The sequence below is a fragment of the Roseofilum acuticapitatum BLCC-M154 genome, from assembly GCF_030068475.1.
GTDB classification, from domain to species: Bacteria; Cyanobacteriota; Cyanobacteriia; order Cyanobacteriales; family Desertifilaceae; genus Roseofilum; species Roseofilum acuticapitatum.
Genome location: NZ_JAQOSP010000042.1, coordinates 10107 through 29387, shown reverse-complemented (window position 1 = coordinate 29387; position 19281 = coordinate 10107). Strand labels below are relative to the sequence as shown.

The window sequence follows — 19281 nt, the reverse complement described above, 5'->3', positions numbered from 1 at the left end:
TTTCCTCTACATCACATATCGTAAGCCTAACCCCAAGGCGATACCCAATCCCGGCCGTTGGGCTGGGGGAATTTCCTGATCGATTTCCAAAGATAGGGCTTCAATGGGATCGACTTGGGAAGTGGGAACACTAAGCCTTTGGGTTAAAAATTCATCTAATTGACCAATACCCGCCCCACTGCCTGCTAGGAGGAGTTGGGCGACTTCTTGGTTTTCTCCTTGGTTTACATAAAAGTCAATGGATCGCCGCAGTTCATCGGCCAATTCTCCCAATACTCTTACCATAGCAGCCGCGCCAGGGTTCGAGCCAGTCATCCCCGTTTGCACGCTATCAACGGGAGTGAGGGGAATGGTCATCCCTTGGAGAATTTCCGGGTTGCGGGATGGGGGTAGGTTCATCGCTTGACAGAGGGCGGTTTGGATCTGGTGGGTTCCGATGGGAACGGTACGGGAAAATTGGGGGACACCATCGACAACGATCGCAATTTCTGTGCCTTCAAATTCTATATTGGCGATCGCCACCGCTTCTCCTAGGGCAAATTGTCGCAACTCCTCGCGAATGGTACGAATCAGGGAAAAGCTACTGATTTCTAAGACATCCAGGCGCAACCCGGCCTGCTCAAAGGTATTAATATAGTTATCGGTGACTTCTTTGCGCGTCGCCACGAGCAAAACCCGTACCTTTTCAATCCCATCATCATCGATCATCAGATCCAGTTTTTGGTAATCTACATCTGCCTCTTCTCGCGGGAAAGGTAGGTATAATCCGGCTTCTTGGTTGAGTACCATTTCCCGCAGTTCATTGTCATCTAACTCAGCCGGAACCGGGATTAGGCGGGTGACGGCTTCTCGTCCGGAGACCGCAGAAGCCGCGTTCTTGACCGTGATTTTATTTTCTTCCAGACAGGATTGGATCAGTTCTGCCATAGCAGGAGCATCTAAAATTTGCCCGTCTTCATAGATGCCTTCTGGCACTTCTATGGAGTGGAATGATTGGAGTTTGTAGGCTTGACCTTTTTTCAGGACTTGAACAATATTAATCTGTTCGGGAGTCAGTTCAACTCCAATCCCTTTTGGCCGTTTAGAGATGAGACTTTTCAGGTTGTCAAGAAGATTCACAGCAGTAGCTTCCCTTAGTTGGAGTCGGGCGATCGCCTCTTATGGCAATTAAGAGGTTTTAATAGTCCTGTTATAGCTTATAGCGTTACGCCCTGGTGATAGATCAACCGGTTTTTTTCCGGGCGATGCAATTGAGTCAATGCTAACATATAATTTTGATATTGACACTTTTAATTGTAATTGTTAGACTTGAACTATGAAAACCTTGCAACAGCTTTCACAAGAGCAGCCCCTCTGGTCTCTGGAGGAATTTGCCCAGGTGTTAAATGAGTTGTTGCCTCAATTTTTACCGGAGCGGCAATCCCATTCCCGGCGATCGCGTGAAGAGGTCAACCCTCGTTTAGTGCGCCATTATGCCAGCCAGGGATTGCTTGATGAGCCACTCAAACAGGGGAGGGAGGCCCGTTATACTTACCGCCATCTCCTACAGATGTTGTTAATCAGACGATTACTCAGTGAGGGATTCGGTACTAGCGCCCTGCAATCCTTTGTGGTAGCAAAAACCAATACCGAGTTAGAGTCCCTCTTGCAGGGAGGGGTGCAACTCTCCCTAGAACCGGCGAATCCGGCTTTGGCCTTTCTGCAACAAGTGAAAGGGCGATCGCCGACAGCCCCTGCTCACCCTCCGGCTAACCAACGGAGGATCAGTCCCCCTAGTCAGAACATCCCACGGGTTTCCGAGGCAACACAACCCATCCCAGAAGACTGGAAACATCTAGAAATATTACCGGGTTTAGAAATCCATCTGCGTTCAGATGTCACCCTACCCACCAGCCCCCAAGAGCAAGAAAACCTGGTACAAGCGATTATCCAGGCCCTCTTAGCTCTGCGTTATCCCTAAAGGAGTTAATCTTATGCAACCGGCGATCGAATTTATCCCCCTCCGTGCCGCTTTATGCACGGAAATGCCCACAACTTTAGATGTTTTAATCCGGCTTACCCCCCCTGCCCCCCAAGATATACCCCAACGGCCAGCCATTAATCTGAGCCTGGTTTTAGATCGCTCCGGTTCCATGGCCGAGCGTAATAAAATCACCTTTACCAAACAAGCAGCCATTCATGCCGTCAACCAATTACTACCGAGCGATCGCGTCAGTGTGGTCACCTTCGAGAGCCATGTTAACACCCCCGTTTCCAGTCAACTGGTACGGAGTAGACGCTATATCTTGCAACAAATTCAACAAATTCAGGTGGGGGGAGGAACCGCCCTTCATGCCGGTTGGCTAGAAGGAGGCGTACAGGTGAGTCAACACCTACAACCGGCTTCTCTCAACCGGGTGATTCTGCTCTCCGATGGCATTGCTAATGTGGGGGAAACTAACCCCGATGTCATTGCCACTGATGTCCATGGACTAGCCCAGAGGGGAGTCAGTACAACGACCATGGGCGTAGGCGATGACTATAATGAAAGTCTATTAGAGGCGATCGCCGTCAGTGGTGATGGCAACTACTACTACATCGAACGTCCCGACCAACTCCCCGACATTTTCGCCATGGAATTACAAGGCCTCATGGCTACCCAAGGCAAAAATGTCAGTTTAAACTTCACCCTCCCCCCTCAAGTGCAACTGCTCGATGTCTTCAACGACTTTGCCACTCTCTCCAACGGTGACTATCAACTCCCCAACCTCGTTGCTGGTAGTCCCTTTACCCTCGCCCTACGGCTGAAAATTCCCCCCCAAACCCTGCCCTCCATCCTCACCTTGCACCTAGCTTGGGATGATGTAGAAACCAGTCAACGCCAGCACATCAACCAATCCCTCAGCCTACCTTGGGTTAACCGACAAAGTTTAAACGAATTTCCCTTTAACCCAGAAGTACAGCAAGAAGTAGCCGCTCTACTGGCCTCTCGTGCCAAAAAAGAAGCCGCAGAGCAAGCCAGACAGGGGCAGTATGACCTCGCCGAACAAACTATTGCTAAAGGCATGGAAGCGATTCAGTCGGCCCCTGCTTCCCCAGCCATGAGTCAGGAATCTAACTCCCTGCAATCCTTGAATACCAACTTAAAACGGCGGGAATACGAGCAATTCATGAAGCGCGGTCATTTTGAATCCCATAGTCGCAGTCGCGGGTGGGGACAGTCCCGTTATGGTGAATATCAAGAAGAGCGCCAAAAGAAAGTCCCATCCCCCTCACCGGTTCCCCCGTCAGGACAGGAGGCAAAACCTTGGCAACAGGTGGGAAACCGGATAAAAGTCGTCAAAGGTGACATTACTCAGATGGCGGTTGATGTCATTGTTAATGCAACCAATCCCCTGATGACGGGTACATATGGGGTAGATGGGGCGATTCACCGAGCAGCCGGCCCAGAGTTGCGCCAAGCTTGTAATGCTTTGGTTACCTGTGATGTGGGCGAAGCCAAAATTACTCCCGCCTTTAATTTACCTGCCCAATATGTGATTCACACTGTCGGCCCCGGTTGGCAAGAGGGACGTGCGAAGGAAGAAGAACAGCTCACCAACTGTTACCGGAATGCCCTGAAGTTAGTCCTAGAAAAAGGGCTTAAAACGGTCTCTTTTCCTTCCATTGCCACGGGTGCTTTAGGCTGTCCCCCAGACTGGGCCGCTTCCATTGCTCTACGGACGATTAGCGCAGTTCTACAGCAACAGCCTTCTATCGAGCAAGCGATTATTGTCTGTTGGGACGATCGCAATTATCAATGTTATCAGGCGCTTTTGTAAACTTATAGTCAATTTAAATAAAAATGAGACATTATGTAAGTCAATGTGTAAGGTGGGCACTGCCCACCCTACTAGACCGGCAAGCTTAAAAATAGGGGTAAACCATGTGCTATAAATACAACTAACTTGGATTATAGCGATCGCGTTGGCCACAGTTTTAAGCTTGCCAATCCACTACTGGACCGGCAAGCTTAAAACTGTAGGTTGGGTTGAACGAAGTGAAACCCAACTTTCGTCAGACGGGTGTTGGGTTTCGTTCCTCAACCCAACCTACACTCTTACTATCCCCAAGAACCGGAACATTACAAAACACTCCTACACCCCATTTCTTCCCTTTCCCATGTGTTGGTTGAAATTCATCCCTGTGAGGGGGACGTTTGTGTAGAAGTGAAATCAGTTAAAAATTAACTATGCTTACATGAGTCCAGAAGCCGGGTTTCTTGTTTCTTCTCTCGTTTGTGTCCTCAATTTTCCGAGAAACCCGGCTTCTACCCCCACAATTTAGAGGGGGCCAGAAGCAAGAAAAGTGAAACCAGAACCTTGACGATTATTCGGTGATGAAGTTGTACAGACAAAGTGCGATGGTGAAAGGTCTACAATAGCAACAGATAAGTTCAAGGTCTCCCACTCTGGCCCAAAAATTGTACAAATGCAAGATGGATTTTCCCTAAAGGGTTGATTAAATTCAACGAGGTAAAGGCCCTCCGTAAGCCTTCGGGTCTGGAAGCCGTCTCCCGATATTGTATTACCACCTTTGTCGATAACACCGCCGAGCTGTTGGGATTCACCTCGCTCACCTTTGATAATTGCCATGGGATTATTCCTCTTAGAAAATGATTTTGAACATGGAAAACTTCAAACTTTTCCCCACTCTGAACCAGAGAAGCTAGAAATAGGGAGAAGTCTTGATCGTACAGATGATATGATGTCCGGTTAAATAGATGTCATTGCGACCGCAGGGAAGCATTCGCGCTTCGCGTTTCACGCAAGCTTCGCTTTCATGTCCGCGAAGCCCAAACGCCAAGATTAGCGAGATTGTGCGATTGCTTCATTCCACTGCGTTCCATTCGCAATGACAAATCATAGCTGATTATTCGGACTTGATATGATGATTAGAGATCGCCAAACGCAATAAATGTAAAAGCACAATCTACTGGTCGATCTGGTGACGAAGTTACACAGATAAAGTGGGTTGGACTCAGATCTACGATAGCCACTGACATATTGAACGTTTTCCATTCGCTTCCGAACACTGTACAGATGGGTGCTGGATTTTTTCCAAAGGGTTTTTCAAACTCCACAAGGTAAGTTCCCTCCTTAATTTTCCTGGAGTTAAACCCTTCACCAAAATATGGGTTGCCATTTGGACTCACAGCACCACAGATATGTTGGTGTTCTCCTGAATCGCTTTTAACAATTGCCATAACTCAATTCCTCAATCAGATTGATATTGTCGTGTCTAGACTATCATGAAGAGTCAATCTTCTTGTGAAGGTAAATTAAACTTTTCAATATGTTACTTTATTTATGACAACATCACAAAACTTAAACTATTCGATAGAATTTTAATAGATAATAAGAGTATTAATTAATCCATCCCTTAATCTCTTTTTCGGTTAACAAGCGCTCTAGTTTAATATATTCACTTTTTGTGGCTTCGTACAGGTGTTTCATGCTCACGGGTTCGTCTGCATCGGCGGCTAAAAATGCGGCATTGAGGGCGATATTGCGGATGTTGCCTCCAGCTACATTAAGATTAGACAGTTTGCGAGAATCTAAACCCTCTGTAGGAGTTTTAGTGGGGAAAATTCGCTTCCAAATGGCTTCGCGACTATCCCGATCTGGAAAGGGAAATTGGACAATAAAGCGGATACGGCGCAGAAAAGCTTGATCGATCGCCCCTTTTAGGTTGGTCGTCAGTACGCATAATCCCTGGTAGGCTTCGATGCTTTGCAGTAAATAACTTACCTCCATGTTGGCGTAGCGATCGCGGCTATCCTGCACTTCGGAGCGCTTACCAAAGAGAGCATCGGCTTCATCAAAGAGCAGAATTGCGCCCCCGGTTTCGGCAGCTTGAAAGACTTGTTTTAAGTTTTTCTCAGTCTCGCCAATATATTTACTGACTACAGAACTTAGATCGATGCGATATAAATCTAACTTCAATTCGCGGGCGATAATCCCCGCCGCCAAGGTTTTTCCCGTGCCACTTTGCCCGGAAAAAAGGGCGCTAATGCCCAATCCGCGCCGCTCATTGCCTGCAAAGCCCCAATCTTCATAGACGCGCACCCTCTGTCGTAAATGAGCCACCATTTGATACAAGGTTTGTTTGTGTTGCGGGGGTAAAATTAAATCATCCCAAGTTGCCTTAGTTTCAATACGAACAGCGAGATCTTCTAAGCGGGGGCGAGCTTGTAGGCGGCAAAAGTGCCAGAGGCGATCGCCGACAGAATCCCCTTCTTTAGGTTCGATTTCTAACGTCGAACAAGCCGCCTTAATCGTGGTTGAGGGTAAATTAAACTGGGAAGTAATCACCTCTAAATGGCCGTTCAATTCCTCCGTCGCTTCTCCTAAATGGGTTTGCCACAGATGCAATTGTTCATAATAGGAAAGCTTCGGCACATCAAACGTGAGCAGGGGGAGATGAGCAGAAGAAAACCGGATCGAAGTCGAGATCATCACCGGCGTTTTTAAGTCTCGGATAAAATCCGTTAAAATTGCCTGTTGTGCCAGTTCTGTGCCTTGAGTTGGCTCATATTCCAACAGCAGCAAAGTAGGAGACAATAGCATCACCCGTCGCCAGCGAAATACCAGATGTTTTAACTCCTTCGGATCGCTGGGTAAATGGCGACTCGAAAGCACTTGTACCGGCATTTGAAAATACTCGCCAATGTGTTGGCAGATTGCCCGTTTATCCTCTACATTCCATCCGCACAGTTGCACGGGATGAGAGGTTAATAAAGCGGAAATTCCTAACTCGACAATTTTTTCATGAGAGGCGGATAAAGAGGGCGTTGGAGGTGTAAGAGGTTCGAGCAATGGGGCTAAGTCTTGATCTTGATAAACCTGACCCAATAAATAATGTAAAATGCTCTCATCGATCTCCAGTTTCGTATGGGTCAGATCTTCATTTTCGCCTAAAATCAGCAAGTTCCATAATCGTAGCGGTCTTTGGGGATGAAGAGCTTCCCAATGGAAATCGGGAAAAAGGGCGATCGCCAACTGAAACGTAGGATAAGTTAAATTAGCATCTCCCTGAGCATGGCCGCAAAGGGCTGGAACCTGGGGATGGAGCGTCCGAGCCACGCAGAGCAACAGCACCTTGCGCTCGAAGGGAGAGAGGTGGAAGACTTGGCTTAACTGCTCGAAAGCGGGAAGCGGTTCTTCTAGATCTGAAGGGGGAGCATCGAGATGAATGGGGGGAGTATCGGGAAGAGCCTGATCCGGATTTTGCAGTTGAGTAATGTGGCGATCGAGAACTTGGTGAATTTGCCCAATACACCGCGTCAAATATTGCAGACTCTGATAATACCATTGGGGGTTAACTTCGGAGGGAGGGGCATTCATATCAATTAAAAATTAAAAATTAAAAATTAAAAATTTTCATGTCGGCGACAGCCGAAAAAATTAAAAATAGGTCTGGGTTGGAGTTTAGACTCATCGTAGGGTGGGCAGGATAAGAAGCCATATCATTCAAATGCTACCAAAAGACCCTGCTCACCTGACTCCTATACTTTAACTGATGACCTGGACTTGATCTCAAATATATATAATAGAAGCAACTTCTTCAAACTGTGGGTTTTCGCTCATGTGTGCCTTCCAACGACCTAAAAAAACACCTAAATCTAGCTCCACAGCGCAGAAAACCTCAAGCACATTTCGCCCCAAGGTACTTCCCTCCGTACAGCGCCAAAGTTCCCAGACTAAGGCTCTGTCTGCCTTTCAACCCAGTTCCCACTACAACTATAGCTCTCTGCATGAACTCTATGGTCATCCCCAACCCGCAACCCTACAACCGCGTCGCTCAGAACCTATTACAAGTAACCAGGGATGGCAAGTTCTCCAGCGCTCTGCCCATTATCCACCAAGGGCAACAACGACCCAGGAAACCGTACAGGGTAAGGTGAGTCAACAGAAAAGTGTCGCCGAGTTACAGCGTTCATTGCGTCCCAAACGGTGGTCAGGGAAACCGGTGAAACCCAGGGGACAGAACAATGTGATGCAGTTGAAAGCAGCAGCGAAACTCCCCTTAGACTCGCTGCAACCGATGAGAAGTGGGGAGGTTTTGCAGCGAGTCAATGAGACTAGCCCTACCCAGGATAATGATAATTCCGAGGATAGCGACGATAAGACAATAACGAAGGAAACTAAGGATAATAATGCTCCAGAGACTTTACCGTTTGCAACCGATCAGGAAGAGCGAGTACCTTCAAGTGGTGTAACGACAGATCTTGATGGATGGCTGGCAGAACCAGAAATAAGGGGTCAGTTTCCAGAAAATCCTCCCCAGTATCGAGAGCAGGGTGATGCATTGGTTGCCAGTCTGAAGGATGCGATCGAGGGAGATACAGGTGAAGAATATTACAAAATAGAAATTCATGATAATTCAATTCGTAGACCAAGAAAACTGGCAAAGGAATTGGGACTACAGTAGGAGCAGGATGGAGTCGTCTTCGGGGTAAAGGAAAGGGGAATCCTACGGTAACGTTGAATAAGGGTGGGTTAGACACTGGCTTAAGTGATAAAGGTAAAAAACAAATGCAATGGGGAAAATGGCCGAGCGATCCGGGGGACTTTGCAAGAATGTTGCAGAATGTCAATAATCATCCCAGGTCTAAGTTAGTATTTGTTAAAGCTTTGTCGAATGAATTAAAATCTTCGTTATAAGTGGTGGTTGAGTTAAGTGATGGTTGTTGGCGATCGCCCCTTCATTTTCCAAACCGCTCATGAACCTCTGGAGATGCAGTTAAAAGGAGTTAATCTTCTGCAAGCTGATGGAGTTCCGATTGGGTGTGAGTTGCATATACAGATTAGCCCAGAACAGCACGATCGCATCGAAAAGGAAGCTCTCTTTAGTCTGCAACCGGAGTTTCGCACGATGTTCTCTAATGGAGAATTTCGTCCGGATCGTCCCATTTATACGGTGCTGCTCCTGACTCCAGAACATCTAGAAGCCTTAGAACCTTTTAGTGAAGCGGAAACGGTTGCAGAGTTCCTGCTGGCAGAACCTTTAACCTCACCCCTTCGCCATACAGACAACTGGATGCTCCTGTGGACATCTCAGCAGCATTCAGAAGGAGCAACGGGATATCGCACTCTGTGGAATTATTGGGATAGCCTCACTCTGGCAGCAAGTGAGACTCCCGAATCGGAATTGGTGGAAAGTCTGACTCGCTTCATGGCAGAATCTACGGTGACTCAAAATCTGGCAGAGGCTCTCAATTTACCCGAACGGGAAGCGATCGCCACCACCCAAAATCTCAGTTATGCTTTATTACAATCGATTCCAGGCTTATTGCGCCAAGATGAAGACAGTACACAAAACCTGAGTGGGGCGATCGCCAGAGTCTTTGAAACCGCTCTTAATGAGCAACTCGACAACCTTTCAGACACTCTGACGGATGTCATTGAGGACTCGGAAGAGGTAGCCGAAGAACTCGATGAATGGCTGACGGTTTCTAGGGACACTCCCCTATTTGACTGTGTAATTGCCTTTTTCGAGTCGGAAAATTGGCCCTATGAACGGGTTGAAGGGGAGTTAATGGTGCGATCGCTCTTTGAAAGCGAGGCAGGGACATGGCTGTGTTTAGCTGAAGTCAGAGAAGAACTCAATCAGTTTATCTTTTATGCGATCGCCACAGTTTCCATACCTGAATCTGAGCGCCCCAATTTGGCTAAATTCTTCATGAATCTCAACTACTCCCAACTCACCCTAGGCAACTTCGAGCTAGACTTTGAAGATGGGGAATTTCGCTACCGCACCGGCCTAGATTGCACGGGAATTCAACCGGATATTGGCTTAATTCAAACTGCGATCGAGCGATCGCTTTCCACCCTAGAACACTTTTTCCCCATAATTCTACAAGCTATATAGCTAATCTAAATGAATTGTGCAACAGGAAATGCCCTCTCCCTCAATCCCTCTCCCACGGGATTCTTGACTTTTTTCCCCTTCTCCTGCGGGAGAAGGGGGTAGGGGGATGAGGGGCAGCCATTACATAACTCATGTTCAATTGATATAATCGTCATAAGCTTGTTTCCTATGGGTTTTTCCACCATGCGCTCCTACATTCGTCGCAAAAAAACCGCCCAACAGAGTTCTGCTCCTCAGAAGTCCTCTAGTCGGTTCGCGCCTAAAGTGCTTCCTGCCGTACAGCGCAAGGAGAGCAAAGAGAAAACTCTGCCCCCATTTAAGCCAGCCAACAACTATAACTATACCAGTCTCCATGAAATGTACGGCCATCCGGCCCCCGTCCAAGCCAAACTCACCATTGGCGAACCGGGAGATGTTCACGAACAACAAGCGGATGCAGTAGCGAGTCAAGTGGTTCAACAAATTCATGAACCCAAACCTGCTGCCAGTGAAGGAGTACAGACAAAAGAAGAGGAGGGGAGCATGGGAATACCCGAACAATTGGGTATTCAGCGCACTGAGGATGAGGGGGATGACGTAGACATGAAACCCCTTGACTCCATGGTGCAACGGGAAGGAGATGACGAAGATGTAGACATGAAACCCCTTGACTCCATGGTGCAGCGCGAAGGAGATGACGAAGATGTAGACATGAAGCCTAAACCGGGACTGCAACGAGATGGGTTAGGAGGAGGCAGCGCTACCCCAGAGTTTGAAGGAGAACTCAAACAAGCCAAAGGAGGGGGAAAACCCTTAGATCCTACCCTGCAAACGAAAATGGGAGAAGCCATGGGAGCCGATTTTAGTGGGGTAAAGGTGCATACCGATCCGAAATCTCACAGTTTGAGTCAATCGATACAAGCGAAAGCCTTTACTACGGGACAGGATGTGTTTTTTAATGAGGGACAATATAAACCCTCAAGTCCGCAAGGTCAGGAATTAATTGCCCATGAACTCACCCATGTGGTGCAGCAGAAGGGAGCCAGCGTGCAGCGTAAAAAAAACGTTAAAAGATTCTGTGAAAAGTGAGAATCAATCCATACAGCGCTTTGCGCGGTAATGAGGTGCAGTAGTAAAAGATCCCCCCTAACCCCCCTTAATAAGGGGGGAATAAGAAAGTCCCCCTTTTTTAAGGGGGATTTTCCGCAAGCGGACATGAAAGGGGGATCAAAGTTTACCGCATAGCAGAGCCAACTGCTGTAAGGGACAACTTTTACCGATGGTAAAACAATTATGGGATCGTCTACACAGGAGGGGCCGTTAACGACTCAATATACATTCCGAAGCGTCCCCGATGAAGGCACATCAGCGATGAATGATAATGAAATTGAATTAACACCCTTTAAAATCCTGGTTTTGGCTGCTGATGGTTTAGCAGCAATTGAGCGACGAGACAATAGAGGAAAAGTTTACGTTAGTTTAGATACTTTATTTAATTTAGATACTCAGCAGGTGATTACCGATTAGTGGAGTTTAAGTAGGGGGTAGGGTGGGCAGGAGAATAAGGGATAGACTTGATATCACTCGTCCATTTCAAATAAGGCTTTTAGGTCTCGATACCCGCTAACAATCCTTAAAATTTCGACTCCCTCGGCGGATGCCCGATAAAATATGAGATAGTTGCTAATGGGAAAACTTCGCGCACCTAGACAAAGTTCATCTCGTCTGCGACCTAATCCTGGAAACTGAGCCATTATATCAGCGTAAACCCCGTTTAGCCCTTAGTTTCTGCTCTAGATGACCGAAGACGACTTCTGCATCTAGTAATTCGCCCCTATTTGCAGCTTCTGTGCCTATTTGTACTTCTTTTTGCAGTTCTGCATACCGTCCTTGGTAGATTCGGTTAATTTCTTGTAAGAGCTTGACTCCTGCCCAAATTACTTCACTAGGTGAAGCATACTGACCGGTCTCAATTTGATTGGCAATCAGTTGTTCTAACTCAGGGGTTAATAGAATTTCCATTATTTTGTCCTCATTTGCTGTTTGCCTAGAGCGTGGCGCTCTATTCTACTGTCGCATCTCTAGATAAAATTTAACCCGATCGCCGAGTTCATCCACACTCAAGCCTTGCACCCAGTATTCTACTAAGGCGTGACCGAAGGCCCAGGCGTTTTTATCGGGAGTGGCGGGATTTTCCAACAGTTGGGGCCAGAGGGTCAAGAGTTCAAATTTTACTTCTATCTCCGGATCATTACTCAGGAGCAAAAATAAATCATAGGCCATCTGTAATTTGCCAATCACAACGGGTAACTGTTCGATGGGGATTTGTTCGGCGAGGAGATAGGCGAGGGTGGGGGAACCGGTGGCAATTGTTGATACAAATCGGAGGACGGGACTTTTCAGGAGTGCAGTTAGGCCTTGAGTCGTCGCCATTTGGAAGGTGTAGCGGTCGATAATTTTGGCGGCGGCGAGGGTACGGGCATCGCGATCGCGTAAAAATCGCGCTAGTCTCTCCTCTTTCACCGGCCCGATCGCCTCCATGAGCATTGCCGAGAGCTTGTCCGTATTCCAACCCTGGCGACCTGTCTGAGTATCGGCCGTAACTACGGGAAGGACGCGATCGCACCACTCCCATAACTGTTGCTGACGATACTCGGTCGCCTCCCGAATGGCTACCTCCTTCGGCCGCTGCCCAAATGTCCAGTAATAAGGGGGCGACCATTCCCGGATGGGGCGCAAGCGGTCAACTTGAGTCACCAAGGTAATTAGGGGTAGGGTTTCATTCTGTTCCCGGAGTTGCTTCAAGAACGTCACATCCATCTGCAAAGCCGGATCGAGTGCAGGAGTGACCAATAAAACTAAATCGGCTTTAGCGCCAAACTCTAACACCTGCTCGCCTAAATCTGCCCGGTTCACCTGCTCATAACCAGGAGTATCCCACAGATTCAACTCCTCGCCATTGGCTCCCTGCCATTGATAATTCTGAATTTTGTCCGTGCTGGGCAAAACATCGACTTCCGCCCGTTCTGCTTGAAATAAGGTGTTAATCAGGCTACTTTTACCCGCCCCTGTCCGTCCAACTAAGAGTAGATTCAGGGGGTGTTGCTCGATCTCCTCTTCTGGAGAGGCTTTAGCGATAATGGCGCGTAGGGTTTCGGTTTTGGCTTTGGGTAGGCTTAGTTCGGAGGCGGAAACATTGAGTTCCGGGGGCGCTACATTGCCGTAGAGGGCGATCGCCTGGCGACAGAGATTCCGCAGGGCCGATTCCCGTAACATTTGACCCAGGTTCACCAATAACTCCTGAGTCGCTTGATTGCCCCACTTCTTTGTTGCTTGTTTGGCTGCGGCTGCGGCCGGATTCAGCAACCATTGGGCCCAACCCCACACCTGTAGCAGTTTACGCGCCGGGGGTTCCAACTTGCGATAGAGTTCATAGGCTTGATAGGCTTGGCCAACAGTCACCTGATTCAGAACCGGAGAAAGTTGGGTAATGGCGCGTCCCACATCCTCCACGGTTCCTTGAATTAACCCGTAGGCTTGGGGGATATAGATATTCAGTAGAGGATATTGGGCATCCTGTCCATAAGCTTGAGCAACACAGACCACTATGGCTTGACAGCGTTGGAAAAAGGCGGTTTGATCTTCCCAGATGGGGCGATCGCCTTTGGACTCCTTAAGAATTTTCTCCAATTCCGTCTCAATTTTTGCCCCAATTTCCGCATTACCAATGGCCGATTGAGTTTCTGCCGTCACTGCCTCCATATCCGCGCTCACCGCTTCCACGGCTGCTTCAAGCTGCTCCACCATGGGGCGCGTCCACAGCACCAACAACCAGCGCCACCCCAGGAACACCAGGATAAAGACCGCCCAAATCCAGCTAATACCCCAGGTATGGATCTGCCATCCGGCAGCAACGAGCAGTAAAATGACGATAGAGGCGATCGGGGTAATTAAAACGACCCATTGCCACAGCTTAAAACGCACCATAATCAATTAAAAATTAAAAATTAAAAATTATAACTCCTAATGTTGAGTATAGCGCCCAGCGCTATAGTTCAAATCCCTATTCCCCATTCCCTATTATAGAGTCGATGTTTTGGCTTAGAGATCTTTTTCTTTCAGAACCAGCAAAGTAATATCATCAAACACTTTATAGTTACCGATAAACCCTTGCACGTCCGCGATCGCCGCTTTCTGAATTTCTTGAGCGCATTGATGCCAATGCTCTTGAATCACCTCACATAATCTCTCTAATCCATATAATTCGCCTGCCTCATTCTCTGCTTCCGGAATTCCATCAGTATACAGAACCACCCCATCTCCCGGTTCTAGTTTCACCCTCACTTGAGCAATAAAGTCGGCAATATCATCTATCAAACCGATAACCATCCCCAACTCCATTGTATCCACCGTTTCTAATCTTCCATCCGCCCGCACCACTAATACCTCTTCATGTTGCCCACTAATACTTAAATGGCTATCCGCATAATTGAGGATGGCTAGAGTCAATTGTCGGTCTACTTTCATCCGTTCCACATTTTTATAAAGGGTACTATTGACCGTATTCAAAAATCGTACCGGATCATTCTCTCGCACTTCCTTCATCGCCCGAATAACCGTTTGAGCCATCATCATCACTAACCCACTTTCTAACCCATGACCGGTGACATCTCCAATACCAATAGTGGCTACTCCATCTTCGACCAACACATCATAGTAGTCTCCCCCCACTTCATCGGCTGGAGCCATGTATCCAGCGATGTCTAAAGTGGGAATGGCACGCAATTCTTCCGGTCTGGGTAATATCATTTCTTGCACTCTGCGGGCAATATCGAGTTCTGCACCTAAACGCAAATTTTCCGCTTTCAGTCTTTCGTTGAGTTGGGTTATTTCCTCATTCGCTGTCGCCAATTGAGCCGTCCGTCGGGCTACCGTATCCTCCAGAGTTTGATAAAATCGAGCATTATTAATCGAAATCGCCGCTTGAGTCGTCAGCACATTTAGGACTTCCATCCGGTCAGCCGTAAATGCCTCTGAAGTCAGATGATTTTCCAAGTAGAGAATACCAATTAATTGACCTTGATTGAGGATGGGAGAACAGACCAAGCTTTGGGTTGGCTGCTGCAATAAGTATGAGTCTGTGCTAAACGATGTATTTTCTGATAAGTTGTTGATCCGCACAATTTCTTCTGTCCGTTTGACCCAGTTAATGATGCTATGGGGGATATTTTCTGCTTGTTCAAGAGGAACAATGGACAGATTACAATTACCCTGAAGGTACTGAGCCATAATTTCCCAAGTGCCCGTATTATTGAAGATTAAAATCCCTTGCGTCGCCCCTGCATTTTCAATCAGAATATGCATTAACTTAGAGAGTAAACTATTCAGAGAAATTTCTTCCGATAGCACTTGAGAGGCTTTGATGACACTGGTGAGATCTAAGACATTTGAGCTACCTGGGGATGTACTCGTCAGAGTTTCCCCTTTTGAAGCTTGGGTTGGATGATTAAGAATAGGAGCCAAAAGTCGCGGATATTGGGCTTCGAGATGATCGGTTTTAGCTTTGGCTCCCCATTGAGCATACCCATAGTAAGCTTCTTGCATATAACCGGCTGCTACTTTTTCTTTGCCCCAGTTTAAGTAAAATTTAGCTGCTAGTTCATTACTCAGGGCTTCTTCGTGGAGAAATCCATTTTCTTTGGCTCCAGTAATGGCGCGATCGTAGAATTCTGCTGCTGCAAATAATTCCCCTAAAATCCGAGACTTTTCTGCTGCAATTAAATCCCATTTATGCTGAAAATTCATCGGAGCAAAGCCAGCCCACATTTGTAGTTTTCGTCGATTTTCTTCCAAAATATTCCAGTGCTGTTCTGTTAAATTTTCCTGAGATAACAATACTAAACTGTAATAAAATAAATGCTCAGATAGATAAGTTGTAGAAAGGGCGGCTCCTTGGTTTTTCCAAGCTTTTTCGCCAACTTCTAGGGCCCTAGAATAATCTTCAAAGTAATAAAAAAGACGGGTTTGCGCTTGATAAAAACAGAAGGCTAGATGACTATTGTTCTTTTCCCACTCTTGCAAATAAGACTGACGATCGAATATAGGGCCTTCCAGGAGTTCTGGATGCTCTTTTTCTCCCAAAAGATTAGAAATAATCTGTCGATACAGGAGGAAGAAACTTTGATGAAACTCATATTTTGCTTTGACAACAGCAGGGAAATACTGTTCATGAAGTTTTCGTACTTCTTGCAGAAAACCACCCATAAAATAGAAATAGTTACAACGGCCGATAGCACCATAAAAAGCAAATTCTAGATCTCCTGTTTCAAAGCCACTTTTAATAACTTCAATAAAATCATTAACCGCATTTTTAAGTGGTTCTTTCCAATGTCGAATAAAGATATTCAACATATTTCTACTCTTGGTTTCAAATTCCCGCCAATTAAATTTTTCAATTACTTTTAAGGAGAGTAGTCCAAATGCATATCCTGTTTCAATTTCATCATACACTCCACACAGCACGCTCCCATGCCAAGCGTAAAAAGTTACTGCATCTTCCGACTGTCCATAGTTGATCAGATATCGAATGCCATGAAAAGCGATCAAGGGATAGAGATTGGGCTGAGAAATATAGGCCGCAGATGCTGTATTCGTAAGAATCTTGATTGCAGTTAGTTTTTCTTCATCCTCAAGCAAGGGCAGATTTTCTAAATTGGCAATTTCTTCTATGGGTAATTCAACTTCTTTACGGAGCAACTCAACATCAGCCTTGATCTCTTCTGGATCGGATGGTAAATTAATTCCTAGAGGAATTAGAGCTTGTCGAGCAAGATCAATGGCTTCATGCATTTTATTCTCATTGATTTCAAATAAGATTTCAAAGGCATTGATTTTTGCACGATCTACAACTCTTGTAACGTGCGACAATGTTTTTGTACATAAGATTCTAGCCGCATCTAAATTATAATTCAGATGTTCGCTTTCAATGGTTGATATTGCCAAGGAAAACATGAGCGTATAATTCGTATTCCAAGCTGATTCATCTAGAAAATTTTGACCTTCATAACAATAATGGCGACTGGCTTCGTAAGCCACCGATACTTTGGCTTTTTTGCTGGCTTGTAAGTTCAGTCGGGCAATTTCTTCTCGCTCATTGGGATCGCTAATTAAATCTCGCGCTTCATTGAGATGATTGACAATATTAAAAAATTGCTCTTCTTTTTCTTCTTTACTTAAGTTTTGCAACAATTGACGACCTATTTTTAGATGAATTGCTTGTTTTTTATCTTCAGCAATCAGAGAATAAGCCGCTTGTTGCACTCGGTCATGTAAGAAACGATAGCCGACTGTAAGAACTGACTGGGTTGGGGTTTCTTCTGTCGTTAGTTTTTGGAAAAATTTATAGCTTTCGTTAATGGGTAACACCAAGCCTTCTTGCAGTGCATACCACAGATAATCTGCTACTTCTTCTTTGGTATTTTCCGAAACTACAGATAAAGTCTCTAAATCAAATTGGTTGCCAATACAAGCTGCTAATTTTAAGATGTCTTGCGTTTCTTGCGGTAATTTCCGCAAGCTTCTAGCTATAAAAATAACTACGTCATTGGGTAATGCACGATTATAAATTTCGCTTATGTTCCAAGTCCAATTGCCTGATTTTTCATCAAAGTAAATTAGACGTTCATTATATAGTCCTTTGATAAATTGAGTAGTAAAAAATGGATTACCTTGAGCATTCTGGTACACTAAGTCGGTTAAGGGCTGTACCTTGTCTAAAGGGTCGTTGAGGGTATCGGCAATCAGTTGATTGATATAATTTGAGGCTAAGGGTTCTAGAGTGATTGTAGAGATTACGGCTTTTTCTTGTTCTATTTTCTCTAATTGCAACATCAAAGGATGAGAAGGGCAAACTTCATTATCCCGATAAGCTCCTAGGATTAATAAATATCCAGTTTTTGAGTCTTCCATTAATAGTTTTAAAAGATTTAAGGAGGCTGAGTCTGCCCATTGTAAATCATCTAAGAATATGACTAGAGGATGGTCTTGATTGGTAAAGACATGGACAAATTTTTCAAAGAGAAAATTAAATCGATTTTGTGCGGCATTGCCTTCGAGTTGTGGTGCGGGGGGTTGGGGGCCGATGATTTTTTCTAATTCGGGAACTACTTCGATGACGACTTGGGCATTGTCTCCTAATGCTTGTAGGATTTTTTGTTTCCATTTCTCTAATTGTTGATCGGGTTCTCCTAAGAGTTGCCCCATGAGTTCTCTGAAGGATTGAACAAAGGCGGAAAAGGGAATGTTGCGATTGAATTGGTCGTATTTTCCTTTGATAAAGTAACCGCGTTTTTTGACGATGGGTTTGTGAACTTCGTTGATAACGGCGGTTTTGCCAATGCCAGAAAATCCGGCGACTAGCATCATTTCGGTGTTGCCTTCTGCTACTCGGTCAAAGGCTTGTAGTAGGCTTTTTACTTGAGTTTCTCTTCCATAGAGTTTTTCGGGGATGATGAAGCGATCGCTCCTATCCTTTTGTCCCAGTATAAATAAAGCTATCTCTCCTGTGGTTTCTAGCTGCTCTAGACATCTCTCTAGGTCATGTTTTAACCCCAAAGCGCTTTGATAGCGGTCTTCTGCATTTTTGCTCATCAGTTTCAAGACGATTCCTTGCAGCACCACTGGCACGTGACTTTCTGGGGGAAATTCGGCGGTTTGAGCAATATGTTTATGCACTAATTCGATGGGGTCATCACTGAGGAAAGGGAGTTTACCAGTGAGCAGTTCGTATAAGGTGACTCCTAGGGAATAGAAGTCGGTACGATAGTCAATTCCCCGGTTCATGCGTCCGGTTTGTTCTGGGGAGATGTAAGAGAGACTTCCTTCGAGGATGTTGGGATTGAGTAGTTGTTGCTCTTCTTTGGGGAGTTGACTGGAAATACTAAAATCGATCAGTTGAATTTGATGAGTTTGGGGATGGATGATGATGTTAGCGGGTTTAATATCTTTGTGAATAATTCGTTGTCTGCTGAGATAATATAGGGCTTCTGAGAGTTGAATGCTTAGAGTGAGAATCTCTTGGGGGGAGTGGTTCGATACTTGCCAATACTGGGAAAGGGCGATCGCCCCTGAATTGGACATAATTAAAGCATAACTATTGCCATAGCGTTCTAATGCCAAGGGTCGGACAATGTGGGGATGCTCTAGCTCGCGAGTGATGACATACTGGTTGCGGAACTGGATTAATTCCTTAAAGCTGGGGTTGGGATAACATAACACTTTGATCATTACCGGCTGGCGATCGCTGTTTCGGATTCCGCTATAGACTAGGGTGCGGCTGCCATCATAGATCAGCTCCTCTGCTTGATAACCGGCTAACTTCAGCATAATGGTCACTCCAGAATCCAGGATCTT

General features: G+C 46.0%; 13 protein-coding genes and 1 pseudogene. 6 read left to right on the top strand and 8 right to left on the bottom strand.

Annotation, left to right across the window (positions count from 1 at the left end):
* Nucleotides 1-6: 6 nt before the first annotated feature.
* The gene (pilM, locus tag PMG71_RS06540) at nucleotides 7-1119 is read right to left on the bottom strand and encodes a type IV pilus assembly protein PilM (protein ID WP_283752852.1); all 1113 of its coding nucleotides are present in this window, start codon (nucleotides 1117-1119) and stop codon (nucleotides 7-9) included.
* Between the two features lie 196 nt (nucleotides 1120-1315).
* On the opposite strand from pilM, the gene PMG71_RS06535 reads away from it, so the two are divergent.
* Both PMG71_RS06535 and PMG71_RS06530 read left to right on the top strand, forming a co-directional pair.
* A complete protein-coding gene (locus PMG71_RS06535) occupies nucleotides 1316-1960 on the top strand; it encodes a MerR family transcriptional regulator (protein WP_283752851.1) in 645 nt (214 codons plus the stop codon).
* Nucleotides 1961-1973: 13 nt separating this feature from the next.
* A complete protein-coding gene (locus tag PMG71_RS06530; protein WP_283752850.1) occupies nucleotides 1974-3800 on the top strand; it encodes a macro domain-containing protein in 1827 nt (608 codons plus the stop codon).
* Between the two features lie 501 nt (nucleotides 3801-4301).
* Here the strand turns inward: PMG71_RS06530 and PMG71_RS06525 are convergent.
* From PMG71_RS06525 to PMG71_RS06515, 3 genes are all read right to left on the bottom strand, one after another.
* Nucleotides 4302-4613 (bottom strand): hypothetical protein, encoded by a 312-nt coding sequence (locus PMG71_RS06525; protein ID WP_283752849.1) that lies wholly within the window; start codon nucleotides 4611-4613, stop codon nucleotides 4302-4304.
* Nucleotides 4614-4912: 299 nt separating this feature from the next.
* Nucleotides 4913-5224, bottom strand: a complete 312-nt coding sequence (locus PMG71_RS06520) for a hypothetical protein (protein ID WP_283752848.1) — start codon at nucleotides 5222-5224, stop codon at nucleotides 4913-4915.
* 160 nt (nucleotides 5225-5384) lie between these two features.
* Nucleotides 5385-7364, bottom strand: a complete 1980-nt coding sequence (locus PMG71_RS06515; RefSeq protein ID WP_283752847.1) for an ATP-binding protein — start codon at nucleotides 7362-7364, stop codon at nucleotides 5385-5387.
* Nucleotides 7365-7605: 241 nt separating this feature from the next.
* Between PMG71_RS06515 and PMG71_RS06510 the strand changes: the two genes are divergently transcribed.
* The 4 genes from PMG71_RS06510 to PMG71_RS06495 all read left to right on the top strand — a co-directional run bounded on the left by PMG71_RS06510 (nucleotide 7606) and on the right by PMG71_RS06495 (nucleotide 11397).
* Nucleotides 7606-8451, top strand: coding sequence for a hypothetical protein (locus PMG71_RS06510; RefSeq protein ID WP_283752846.1), 846 nt, complete (start codon nucleotides 7606-7608; stop codon nucleotides 8449-8451).
* A 252-nt stretch (nucleotides 8452-8703) separates the two neighbouring features.
* On the top strand, nucleotides 8704-9891 hold the full coding sequence (locus PMG71_RS06505; RefSeq protein ID WP_283752845.1) for a type III secretion system chaperone family protein: 1188 nt from the start codon (nucleotides 8704-8706) through the stop codon (nucleotides 9889-9891).
* A 168-nt stretch (nucleotides 9892-10059) separates the two neighbouring features.
* Nucleotides 10060-10959 (top strand): eCIS core domain-containing protein, encoded by a 900-nt coding sequence (locus PMG71_RS06500; protein ID WP_283752844.1) that lies wholly within the window; start codon nucleotides 10060-10062, stop codon nucleotides 10957-10959.
* Nucleotides 10960-11163: 204 nt separating this feature from the next.
* Nucleotides 11164-11397 carry a hypothetical protein gene (locus PMG71_RS06495; protein ID WP_283752843.1) on the top strand — a complete coding sequence of 78 codons (234 nt, stop codon included), beginning with the start codon at nucleotides 11164-11166 and terminating at the stop codon, nucleotides 11395-11397.
* 53 nt (nucleotides 11398-11450) lie between these two features.
* Here PMG71_RS06495 and PMG71_RS23845 read toward each other — a convergent pair.
* From PMG71_RS23845 to PMG71_RS06480, 4 genes and pseudogenes are all read right to left on the bottom strand, one after another.
* A pseudogene (locus PMG71_RS23845) lies at nucleotides 11451-11624 on the bottom strand (type II toxin-antitoxin system RelE/ParE family toxin); the annotation flags it as partial.
* Between the two features lie 4 nt (nucleotides 11625-11628).
* Nucleotides 11629-11892: a ribbon-helix-helix domain-containing protein gene (locus tag PMG71_RS06490; RefSeq protein WP_283752842.1), complete on the bottom strand. Its 264-nt coding sequence runs from the start codon at nucleotides 11890-11892 to the stop codon at nucleotides 11629-11631.
* A 45-nt stretch (nucleotides 11893-11937) separates the two neighbouring features.
* Nucleotides 11938-13857 (bottom strand): GTPase family protein, encoded by a 1920-nt coding sequence (locus PMG71_RS06485; RefSeq protein ID WP_283752841.1) that lies wholly within the window; start codon nucleotides 13855-13857, stop codon nucleotides 11938-11940.
* Nucleotides 13858-13971: 114 nt separating this feature from the next.
* Entirely contained in the window at nucleotides 13972-19254 is a 5283-nt protein-coding gene (locus PMG71_RS06480) for an AAA family ATPase (protein WP_283752840.1), read from the bottom strand.
* Nucleotides 19255-19281: the final 27 nt, after the last annotated feature.